The following is an 11,689-nucleotide window of genomic DNA, read 5'->3' as shown; positions in this document are numbered from 1 at the left end:
CTGGGGGGCAATGGACCTGCGGCAGAACGATGAGGAATGCCGAATAGGGACCATGCAACCGGACCGCCGGATTTCAATATGAAAACAAGGCGAATCGACGTGCCGTCGTCATGTCGATTCTCGCCGGGATGTTTTTTATATCACATGACTTTCGAAAAGTGCGAGGGTTTCAGCCAGCCAGTGAACGAATGATTGCCGCCGTCTTTTCTGCTCCGGCAAGGTCGAGAGCCATAGGACCGCTCCGGAGCGCCGACAACGCGGTCTCGACGGCCTCGGCAACGATCCCCGGCGTCAACCCGGCCTCCGGCAGGATATCGGCAAGTCCAAGCGCCCTCAGCCGCTCGGCGCGCACCGTCTGCTCTGTCTCGCCGCCGGCAACAAAGGGGACGAGGATTGCCCGGCAGTCCGCCTGCAGGAGATCGCCGACCGTGTTGTAGCCCGCCTGCGAGATCGAGACACGCGCGCCCCGCAGAAGTGACGGAAAGTCCTTGCGGAAGCGCTGGAGCGTGACATTCTGAGGCGCAGCAGAGGCAAGCTCTGCAAAATCACGCTCCGGAAGATTGGGACCGCTGATCAACAGCCAGCGCAACGTTTCCGGAAGCCTTTCCGCCGCCCCGCTTGCCGCCCGAAGCAGGTCGATGCCGACAGCACCACCACCGGCTGACGCGATCACATCGAAGACCTCGGCCGGTTCTGCGGCCCGGGGGGCTGTCACCATGCCGGTGTAGTGCACTTTCGCGGCAATGTCGGCAGCCAGCGGAAATGTCTCTTCCAGCCGCACGAAGCCGGGGTCGCCGTGCACCAGCACACCATCGAAATGATCCCGCACGAGGGCTGCAGTCTCCTCGTTGCGTCCTGGCTTGCGGTTTTCCTGCAGGATATCGCGAACCGAACTCAACAGCTTCGGCCTTGGATGCGACTGCTCGATCGCCCCGATGAGCGGCAGAAGCTCGAAGCGCATCTGGCGCCTGCCGAAGGGAAACGCCTCGACGATGACGATATCGGGCTTCGCGCGATCGTAGGCCGAGAGCAGCATATCCCGACGCCGGCCAAGAAACGCCTCGTCCGCTGCAACCCCGTTTTCATCCGCAAGTCCGGTAAAACCCGCATTGCTCGCCACGACTGGCGGCAGTTCCACCGTGGTGACGCCTTCACCCGGAAAGCCCGGGACCGGCAGGCCGCCGGTGACGACGGTGACGTCGAAGCCGTCGCGAACAAGGGCGGACGCAATGCGGCTTGCCCGGGCAATATGCCCGATGCCAAGCAGGTGCTGGACGTAGAAGAAGACGCTTTGTCTGGTCATGAGGCTTTTCGCCACTCCTCCTCGAAGAGCTGTCCAAGCTGGTCGATGCTTGCCTGGTGATCGAAATGCTCGCGCACGCGCCGCTCTGCGGCATCGCCAAGCTGCATGCGCCTTGTAGGATCGCCAATCAGCGCAGCAAGCGCCGCCGCAAATGCCGCCGGATCCTCCGGCGGCACGACCATGCCGTTGACGCCGTCAATCAGAAGCTCCGGAACTCCCGATACCGATGTCGACACGCAGGGCAGGCGCTGGCTCGACGCCTCCACCAGCACGTTCGGCAGGCCGTCGCGGTCGCCGTCTGAGGCAATGCGACAGGCAAGCGCGAAGACATCGGCCCTCCGGTAATGCTCGAGCACATCTTCCTGGGCAAGCGCCCCTTTCCAGGTGACCCGATCGGCTACACCGAGTTCTCTAGCAAGCGCCTGCAATCTTGAAAGCTTGTCTCCCCCGCCAATATGCTCGAAGCGCCAATTGAGATCAGGGGGCAGCAGGGCAAGCGCTCTCAGGAGCGTTTCGTAGCCCTTCTTCTCCACCGCGCGCCCGACGCTCAAGAGAAGCACGGGATCAGCCGGGTCGCAGCCGTCGCGCCTCGATCGCGCGCCAGCGAAATGGCCGAAGCGTGCGAGATCGAGGCCATGGTAGCTCAGATGCACCGCATCCTTGCGCGGCGTCAGGGTGCGCATGTGGTCATATCCGCTGCGCGTGCAGGTCACCGTCCAGCGGGCGCTGCCGAGTTTTTCGTGCAGGTCCCAGTCAGGCGAGGTCCAGATATCCTTGGCATGCGCCGAGCAGGTCCAGGGAACGCCGGTCAGGATGCTCGCATATTCGGTGACCGAGGCCGGCGTGTGGATGAAATGCGCATGCAGCCAGCCGCCGTTGTCAGGCCATTCACGGCCAAGGACGAAGGCCTGCCCAAGCCGGCGGAAGCGATTGCGCGACACATCGCGTCCGAGGTCCTTCAGGAACCGCTTCCAAAGCGCCTTTATCCCCGGCTTGCCAAAGCTCGCAATAAGGCCCTTCAGGACGCGCAACGGCTCCTCGTGGAGATACTCCGGCAGGTAGATGACTCGGGCCTTGATCTCGTCATGGACCGGATGACGCTTCTTGTCCGTGGGCCGACGCATCGAGATCAGCGTCAGGTCGAAGCCGGCCTTCTCCAGGCCGAGCAGTTCCTGCGCGATAAAGGTTTCCGAGAGGCGCGGATAGCCTTTCAGAACGACGAGAATCTTGCGGCGTTGCATCAGGATCCTGGACTTTACTCGGCCCCGACGACCGACAGGTGGCGGCCGCGGCCATCCAGCCAGCGACCGACGGTCTCAGAGATGTGATCAAGGCCCTGGAGCTGCAGGGTACAGCCGCTTTCTGAAGGCGGTGCGCGATTTGGAAGGCGCTTGAGCGCTTCGGACATCACGGCCGGATCCGCGGACTGGTCCGGCAGAAGCATGTCGATGAGACCAAGTTCGCTCGCCCGCTGGGCGCGCAGCAACTGCTCCTCGCGCGGCTTCACGCGGGGCACGATCAGAGCAGGCTTGTCGAAGGACAGGATCTCGCAATAGGTATTGTAGCCACCCATGGCGACGACACCGGTGGCACCGACGATCAGCTCTTCCATGTGATTGTCGAACTCGATGACCTCGATATAGGGAATGCGCGAACCCTTGGCGACGAGCTTGGAACGTTCGGCCGCCGGCATGTACGGCCCGAGGACAACGAGCGCCTTCAACTGTAGGCTGGCGTCCTGCTCGTAGGCGTTCATGACATCGTGAACCAGATCCGATCCGTCGCCGCCCCCGCCTGTCGTGACCAGGATGTAGTTGTCGGAGCGCGCATTGATCGACGTCTTGCTCGACGAGACGCTGCGCTGGAGGAAGCCGACGAAATCCATTTTCCGGCGCACACTCGCGGGCACGTCGAGCCCAATCAGCGGATCGTAGAAATCCGGCGGGCCGTAGACCCAGACGGAATCATAGTACTGGTCGATCTTCTGCATGATGCCGTTGCGCTTCCACTCGGCATCGAGCAGGTGCGAGGCATCCATGATCTCGCGCAGGCCAAGCACCAGTACTGTGCCGCGGGCCTTGAGATAGGCAAGCGTTTCCTCGACTTCACCCTTCAGTCCCATCGGCTCCTTGTCGACGATGAAGATGTCGGGCTGGAAGGTTTCCGCAGTATGGCGAATGCTCGATTCGCGCATCTTGAGCGTTTCGTGCAGGTCAATATGGCTCGCCATCGACGTATATTCGCCGTTGCGAAGCTTGATGACGCTCGGAATTTTCACGAAGTCAACGCGTGCACGGTAATCGAACGCACCCGCAATCGTCGCCCCTGAAATGATAAGAATGTTGAGACCGCGATAATCCTCGACCAGGGCATGCGCGATGGCCCGGCACCGACGCAGGTGACCGAGCCCGAACGTGTCGTGGCTGTACATGAGGATACGGGCATCTTCCAGGCGCCGGGCCATGGGCGCTCCTTCTGCGCTTGATGTCATACTAGCACCGCCGGTTTCCGCTCGCAGTCAGCAGACAGAGCGGTGCTCCGCCGGGCTGGCCGCTATTTGTAGGGATCTGCCGCATCACGCAAGCCGTCTCCCAGAAAGTTGAACGCCAAAATTACCAGAACGACCGGTATAATCGGAAATAACAACCATGGATAGAACGCGATGACACTTACGCTCTTCGCCTCGGTCAGGAGAATACCCCAGCTGGTGATCGGCGGGCGCAGACCCAGTCCAAGGAAACTCAGTGCCGTCTCGCCGAGAATCATGCCCGGGATCGAAATCGTCGCCGAGGCGATCAGATGGGACATGAAGCCGGGAACCAGGTGCCTGCCGATGATACGGGGCGTGCTCGCTCCCATCAGCTGGGCAGCCTGGACATAGTCTTCCTCGCGCAGCGCCAGAAGTTTCGAGCGCACGGCACGCGCCAGTCCCGTCCAGTCGATGATCCCGAGAATCACGGTGATCCCGAAATAGATGACGATCGGGCTCCAGGTCACCGGCATGATTGCCGCAAGCGCCATCCAGAGCGGCAGGCTCGGCAGCGACTGCAGCACCTCGATCAGGCGCTGGACGATCAGGTCGAAGATGCCGCCCCAGTAGCCGGCAAGTCCGCCGATGATGATCCCGAGGCAGAAACTGATGGCAATGCCGATCAGGCCGATCGTCAGCGAAATCCGAGCCCCGTACAAAATGCGTGAGAGCACGTCGCGACCGAGGCGATCGGTGCCAAGCAGAAACATCTGCCCGCCGACCGCCGGGCAGACCAGATGCCGGTCCATGCTCACCAGTCCCCAGAACTTGTAGCCGTCACCGCGGCAGAAGAAACGGATCGGCTGCACATCGTCAGGCTTGTCGGTGTAGATCCGATGGAGCGTGTCGAGGTCGAGCGACATGCTGCGGCCATAGACGAACGGGCCGACGAAATTCCCGTTGTGGAAGAAATGCACGCGCTGTGGCGGCGCATGGATGAAGTCGACATTCTTGGTGTGCAGCCCGTAGGGCGCAATGAATTCGACGATGATGATCATCAGATAGGTGCAAAGCAGGAAGACGCCCGAGGCGAGCGCCAGCCGGTGCTGCTTGAACTTCCACCACATCAGATGCTTTTGCGAGGCGAGATGGATGCGCGACTGCGCAGCCCCCATTCCCTCCGTCGCGGTGGGATCGAAGGGCGCCGTGGAGACGTAGTGTGGCATGGGTGCGCCGGGCGGTGGCAAGGGCGACATCTATTTGGTGCTCCTGCCTTGCAGGCGAATACGCGGATCGAGGAAGCCGAGTGCGATGTCGGAGACGAGAACCCCGATCACGTTGAGGAAGGCGAGGAACATCAGGAACGAGCCTGCAAGATACATGTCCTGGCTCTGCAATGCCTTGATGAGCATCGGGCCTGTCGTTTCGAGAGACAGGACGATCGCGACGATTTCCGCGCCGGAAATAATCGATGGCAAAATCGACCCGATGTCGGCAACGAAGAAGTTGAGCGCCATGCGAAGCGGATATTTCACCAGCGCCCGCAACGGGTGGAGACCCTTGGCACGGGCGGTGACGACATACTGTTTCTGCATCTCGTCGAGCAGGTTGGCCCTGAGGCGCCGGATCATGCCGGCTGTCCCTGCCGTGCCGACGATGATCACGGGTATCCACAGATGCGACAGGATCGATCGCGCCTTTTCCCAGCTCATCGGCTCGTTCAGGAACTTCTGGTCCATCAGGTGCCCGATCGAGACGCCGAACCAGATGTTGGCGAAGTACATCAGGATCAGCGCCAGCATGAAGTTCGGGATGGCGATGCCGAGAAGGCCGAGGAATGTCAGGCCGTAATCACCCCAGCTATACTGGTGGGTTGCCGAATAGATGCCGATCGGGAAGGCGATCAGCCAGGTAAGCAGGATCGTCGAAAAGGACACCAGCATCGTCAGCCATAGGCGATCGCCGACCACCTCCGAGACGGGCAGCTGGTATTCGAAGGAGTAGCCAAAGTCGCCGTGCAGCATGCCGCCGACCCAGTAGAAGTAGCGCAGGATCTCGGGCTTGTCGAAACCGTACTGCTTGCGGAGCTCCTCGATTTCCTGAAGGTTTGCGCTTTCCCCCTGCGCCCGCAGTTCGGCGATCTGGCTTTCGAAGAAGTCGCCTGGCGGCAGCTCGATGATGGTAAAGACGAGTGCCGAGATGATGAACAGCGTCGGCACCATCGCGGCAATGCGCCAGAGGATATATTTCAGCATTCCTCAGGCCTCCTTGAACCAGAAGGAATCCGGCATGTAGAGGCCGAGATAGGAGGTCGGATCGAAGCCATAGAGCGCCTCCGTCGGCACGTTCTGGAGCTTTGCCGAGCTCAGGATCGGCTGCAGGGTGCTATTGATCAGGCCGATCGAGAAGACCTGCTGGGTATAGAGCGACAGCATCTGGTGCCAGATCACCTCGCGCTCCTCGAACCGCATGGTATCGCCCCAATGCTTCAGGAGATCGACGAGCTGCTGGACCTCGGGCAGGTCCGGCGGACTGCCTTCCTGTCCGGCCGAGAGGTAATGCATTCCCCAGAGTGGCCATTGCAGCTGGTCGTCCATGGTCGGCGCGAGCTGGCCCGGGGACATGTCGGCGGTTGCGACACCGTTTTCGATGCCGTACCAGATCGACATCATGATCGTGCCGCTCATGGCGCGGCTGCGGAACACATCGCGCTGCGAAGTGCGGGTGTAAAGCGCGATGCCCACCTCGCGCCAATGATCGCGCACCAGCTCCAGGACATCGGTATCGAGGTTGCTCTCGCCAGCCGTCTCGACGGTGATCTCGGCGCGGCGGCCATCCGGCAGGAGACGGATCCCCTCGTCGTCCCGGTCCTTCAGCCCGACCTCGTCAAGGAGCTTGTTTGCCTGATCCTTGTCATGCGCGATGAACGCATCCGCATATTCCTGCCGGAAGAGCGGGCTGTCGGGCAGTACGGTGTCGGCGCTTGCCTTGCCGAGACCGTAGAAGGCTACCATGTTGATCTCGTGCCGGTCGATCGCGAGCGACAGGGCGCGCCTTACGCGAGTTTCGCGGAAGAGCTTGCGCCAGACATCGTCGGCACAGTTTAGGTTCGGCAGCAGCGCCACGCGCGACCCACGCACCTGCTTCCAAAGGTTGACCTTTACGGGGAACCGCTTTTCTGCATCCTTCAGGAAGGTGTAGTCGTTGAAGTCGACGCCGGTGGCCTGCAGGTCGGATTCACCGGCACCCGCCTTTGCCGCGATGATCGAGGACGAGCTGACGTTCAGGATGAACTTGTCGATATAGGGAAGCTGTACTCCGTTCTCGTCAACCCGGTGGAAGAAGGGATTGCGCACGAACACGAACTGTTCCGAGGGCAGGGGGGTGGTGTTCTGCCATGGATCGAGCGTCGGCAGCTCGGGATTCTCGGGGCGCGATGCCCGCGACATCTTGATGTGCAGGTCCGCCCACTTCTTGACCCGGTTCTGCTTCATCAGCGCCGAGAGACGAAAATCGTCCTGGTACTTCTTGTGAAACTGCTTGAGGTAGTGGCCAGGCCCGAAAATCACGAGAGGCAGCGGGCCGGCGAGGGCCGGCATGAACATCGGGTTCGGCCGCTCCCAGCTGTATCGTACCGTCAGGTTATCGACGACCTCGAATTTCGGCAGGTTGCCATGCGGCCTGAGCTCGAGCGCGCCACCGCCCGGTGTCAGGTTCTTGTCGAGGATCACGTCCTCCCACCAGTATTGGAAATCGTCGACCGTGAACGGGTGGCCGTCGGACCAGCGATGTCCCTCGCGCAGGTGGAAGGTGAAGACCGTATCGTCGGTCGATTCAAAACCAAGCAGGATATCGGGCTGGAACACCAGGTGCTTGTCGTAACCGACCAGGCGGGAATAGCCATAGACGGTCATGTAGCGGATGTCCTTCTGGCTGCCGATGATCGTGCGCACCGTGCCGCCATAAACGCCGGGTTGCCGCCCCGCCGCCCTCATGTTGACGATCCGCGGATGTGCCGGCAGCCGGTCCGCCATGGGAGGAATGCGACCGGCCCGTAGCCAGTCCCGCAAAAACTCCGGCTCTATGTCACGGTCTTCCGAGGCCGCCTTCACGGCAGCGGGAAGGACGGTCGAGCCAATCAGGCCAGTCAGAAATGTGCGTCGCGTTACCATGAGCGGAGCTCCTTTGCGTCCGCACCCTTGCGGGCCCTGACAAGGTGACCGTTGCCGAGATCGGCGTAGTCGAGCTCGGAAGCGTCGTCGTGTTCAGCCGTAAAGGTGACACCCCAGTTCTGCTTGTCGGCGGCGCCGTTCCTTCGCAGCGCCTCGAAGTCGAGTGGCCGGTCGAGGTCGGGGAAGGGAACGGCTGCCAGAAGCGACTTCGTGTAGGGATGGACAGGATCGCGCAGAATGATCGAGCGGGGCGCGATCTCGACAATGCGTCCCTTGCACATGACGGCGATCCGGTCGGCCATGTAATCGACGACCGCAAGGTTGTGCGAAATGAAAAGGTAGGTGAGCCCGAGTTCCTTCTGCAGGTCCTTGAGCAGGTTCAGGATCTGCGCCTGGACCGAGACGTCGAGCGCCGACACAGGCTCGTCGAGGATGATGAGCTTCGGCCCGAGCGCCAGTGCGCGGGCAATGCCGATGCGCTGGCGCTGGCCTCCGGAGAAGCTGTGCGGATAGCGGTTCAGGTAGCGCCGGTCCAGTCCGATCGCCCCCATCAGCGCCTCGACGCGCTGCTTGCGCTCGTCGCTGTTGCCGCGGTCATGGATCTCCAGCGGCTCGCTGAGGATGTTCCGGACCGTCATGCGCGGCGACAGCGAGGACACCGGGTCCTGGAACACCATCTGGACCTTCGTACGCAACTCCTGCAGGTCGTCGCCGTTGACAGAGAGAACATCGATGACGTCCTTGCCGTCGTTGAAGATCACCGAACCGCTATCGGGTGTCACGGCCCGCATCAGGATCTTGCTGACGGTCGTCTTGCCGCATCCGGATTCGCCGACGAGCCCGAGGCATTCACCCCTGCGGATGTCGAAGCTGACATCATCGACCGCGCGGACGACAGCAGCTTGGCGGGTTCCGAACAGGCCGCGATTGCGCGTCTTGAAGCTCTTCGAGAGATTGTTGACCGAGAGCAGCAATTCCGGTCCCTCGGCCTTCACCTTCTTCTTGCCGATCAGGGATTCCAGATTTACGGGAACATCCCTGAGCGCCTTGAGGCGCTCGCCTTCCCGCATGTCGAAATGCGGCACTGCAGCCATGAGCCCTTTGAGATAGGGATGCTGCGGGTTGCGGAAGATCGGACCGACCGGTCCCGCTTCCATGATCTCGCCGTGGTAGATCACCACGACCTCGTCGGCCATGTTGGCGACGACGCCGAGGTCGTGGGTAATCAGAAGCATTGCCATGCCGAGCTTGTGCTGCAGGTCGCGCAACAGCTCGAGGATCTGCGCCTGGATTGTCACGTCGAGCGCCGTCGTCGGCTCGTCGGCAATCAGAAGCGCCGGGTTGCAGATCAGGGCCATCGCGATCATCGCGCGCTGCCGCATGCCGCCCGAAAGCTCGAAGGGATACATGTCGAAGGTTCGCTTCGGATCGGCAAAGCCAACGAGGCCGAGCATTTCCTCGGTCTTCTCGCGAGCCTCCTTCTTGTCGGCTTCCGTATGGATCAGAAGTGCTTCACTGATCTGGTTGCCGACCGTGTGCAATGGCGACAGCGATGTCATGGGCTCCTGAAAGATCGTCGCCATGCGTCGACCGCGCAGGTCACGAATTTCCTCGCTGTCGCGCGAATACCTCAGGATGTCGGTGGTCTTGCCGTTCAGGGGGTCGGTAAACAGGATACGGCCTTCAGCCGTCGCGGCATTCGGGAGGATGCCCATGACGGCCTGGCTGATGACGGATTTTCCAGAGCCGGATTCTCCGACCAGGGCCGTCACCTTGCCTGGCAATATGCGAAGATTGGCGTTTCTTACGACGCGCAGTCGATCGCCGAAAACCGAGAATGAAATGTCGAGGTTCTCGATGCGCAACAGATCCGAGGCGGACGCCATACCAATGATATTCCCCAGTTTTTCTTTGTTCCCGTGCAGGCACACTACCGTACCGCAATGAGGGTGTCCAGTTGATGACGGACACGCAAAAAATGGGGCGTTTCAAGGGATTGAAAAGGCCGGCGACCGGCCCTTTACCGCGCGTCGGGACCCTGCTGGACGAACGTCTCGACAGCCGGCTTCACGGCCTGCCGGCGTGCGTCGCGATGAAGCATGATGACCTGCTCGGCTTCCGAAAGCGCTGCCGGCGCCACCTCGTGAAAGCCTTCCTCGACATGGATCGCCGGTGCCGCAATGCGGGGCTGCAGGACGGTAACCTTCTGGCGGACCCCGCGCAGCTTTTCCTCGCCGAGCGTATGCCATTCGCCGCCGCAGTAGCCGGCAAAAGCCTGGCTCGCCACGACCTCGCTCGAATATTTCTTTGTCAGCGACTGCAGGCGCTGCACTTCGTTGACCGCGGAGCCGAAGGCCGAGAAGGTCAGCCGGTCCTTGAGACCGACATTCCCGAACATCACGTTGCCGACGTGCAGGCCGATGCCGTAGGAAACCTTGCTGAGGCCCTGCTCGAGACGCTCCCTGTTCAGCTCGGCGACACGCGCCTGCGCCTGGTGAACAGCCGTCAACGCCGCCTGGCAGGCAATCTTGGAGGGGTCCTTGTGCCGGCCACAGGGATAGACCGCCAGGAACCCGTCTCCGAGGAAGCTCAGGATTTCGCCACCATTGCGGTTGAAGGGCGCGGCGATTGCGTCGAAGAACTGGTTCAGCGTGTCGATATAGGCCTGCCGGCCCTCCTTCTCGGCATAGACCGTCGATTGCCGCATGTCGCCCATGACGAGCGCGGCGCGGATCGTCTCGCCGTCGCCGCGCCGGATCTGGCCGTTCAGCACCCGCTTGCCGGCATCGCCGCCCAGGTAAGTGGTCAGCATGTTATTGGCGAGCTTGCCGAGGACGGCCATCTTCGCTGCGACGGCCAGGTGGTTCTGCATGCGCAGGAGCGCCTCGATCATGTCGTCGGAAAAGCCGACATGGCTGTCCGTCGACCATGACCCCATCATCCCCTGCACCGACCCGTCGCCGAACGGCTGGACGAAGGCGAGGTAGTCGGTGATCCCCTCCTGCCTAAGGTCGTTGAACACCGGAAATTCCGCCGGACCCTCGGCCGGGATGCGGCGTCTTATGTGCTGCAGGTTGTTGTCGAGGAGATAATAATACGGGCTCTGCAGAAAGCGGTCCGGTTTCTGGCCGACGGTGTGGCGATAGCCTTCGATCGTGACGCCGCTCGCACGCCGCCAGGTAAAGCTCAAGGCATCGTAGAGCGGGTGCAGCATCGAGAAGGTCAGGTGCACACGCGCGATCGGCAGGCCAGCGGAGGCGATCCGCTCACAAAATCCGCGAACGATGGTCTCGAGATCATCGCCGGCAAGGGAGGAATTGGTCAGCCATTCGGCAACCCGGTCCAATAAAATAGACGAGACGCTGGATTCGATCGTGCCCATTCTCGGTAATATCCTCATAGAGCACGTCCACCCAAAAAAACGCCAGAAACCCTGCCTGCAGCATCTTTTGCGCAAGAGGGGGAGGAGGATGGACGAGCGGTAATATAGTGTCAACGATCTGCCGGGAGCACGGCAGTGGCACCTGTCAACCCGTTGATGTGATGGGCAGGGCAGGCAATCCTTTCTCGTTTCGTTACTCCAGGTAAATAGGCAGCGCGCAGGTTTCGAACAATGGTCTTGGCGCAGTTTTTGAGGCCCGACCGAATCTCCCGGGACGGGCTGAGTCATTTTTGTCACACTCACCGCAGGCGACAGGATCATCTCGCCGCCCCGGCGCAAGGCCTGTCAGAGTGGCTCTGTCA

General features: G+C 61.5%; 8 protein-coding genes. All 8 read right to left on the bottom strand.

Features of this window, described 5'->3' with window-relative positions:
- Window positions 1-169: 169 nt before the first annotated feature.
- Entirely contained in the window at window positions 170-1,303 is a 1,134-nt protein-coding gene (locus tag FHT97_RS23650) for a glycosyltransferase (RefSeq protein WP_183757339.1), read from the bottom strand.
- Entirely contained in the window at window positions 1,300-2,547 is a 1,248-nt protein-coding gene (locus tag FHT97_RS23645; protein WP_183864482.1) for a glycosyltransferase, read from the bottom strand. The genes FHT97_RS23650 and FHT97_RS23645 overlap by 4 nt, the downstream gene beginning before the upstream one ends.
- A gap of 11 nt (window positions 2,548-2,558) precedes the next feature.
- Window positions 2,559-3,767 (bottom strand): glycosyltransferase family protein, encoded by a 1,209-nt coding sequence (locus FHT97_RS23640; RefSeq protein ID WP_183757338.1) that lies wholly within the window; start codon window positions 3,765-3,767, stop codon window positions 2,559-2,561.
- An 89-nt stretch (window positions 3,768-3,856) separates the two neighbouring features.
- Window positions 3,857-5,029 (bottom strand): ABC transporter permease, encoded by a 1,173-nt coding sequence (locus FHT97_RS23635; RefSeq protein ID WP_183757337.1) that lies wholly within the window; start codon window positions 5,027-5,029, stop codon window positions 3,857-3,859.
- Entirely contained in the window at window positions 5,030-6,028 is a 999-nt protein-coding gene (locus FHT97_RS23630; protein ID WP_016557565.1) for an ABC transporter permease, read from the bottom strand.
- Window positions 6,029-6,031: 3 nt separating this feature from the next.
- Window positions 6,032-7,945, bottom strand: a complete 1,914-nt coding sequence (locus tag FHT97_RS23625; RefSeq protein WP_183757336.1) for an ABC transporter substrate-binding protein — start codon at window positions 7,943-7,945, stop codon at window positions 6,032-6,034.
- Window positions 7,939-9,831, bottom strand: coding sequence for an ABC transporter ATP-binding protein (locus FHT97_RS23620; protein ID WP_183757335.1), 1,893 nt, complete (start codon window positions 9,829-9,831; stop codon window positions 7,939-7,941). Before FHT97_RS23620 ends, FHT97_RS23625 begins: the two co-directional genes overlap by 7 nt.
- A 134-nt stretch (window positions 9,832-9,965) precedes the next feature.
- Window positions 9,966-11,327 carry an adenylate/guanylate cyclase domain-containing protein gene (locus FHT97_RS23615; RefSeq protein WP_183864452.1) on the bottom strand — a complete coding sequence of 454 codons (1,362 nt, stop codon included), beginning with the start codon at window positions 11,325-11,327 and terminating at the stop codon, window positions 9,966-9,968.
- Window positions 11,328-11,689: the final 362 nt, after the last annotated feature.

This window comes from Rhizobium sp. BK399, from assembly GCF_014194695.1.
In the GTDB taxonomy this organism is placed as follows: domain Bacteria; phylum Pseudomonadota; class Alphaproteobacteria; order Rhizobiales; family Rhizobiaceae; genus Rhizobium.
This window is presented reverse-complemented; position numbering and strand designations above follow the sequence as displayed.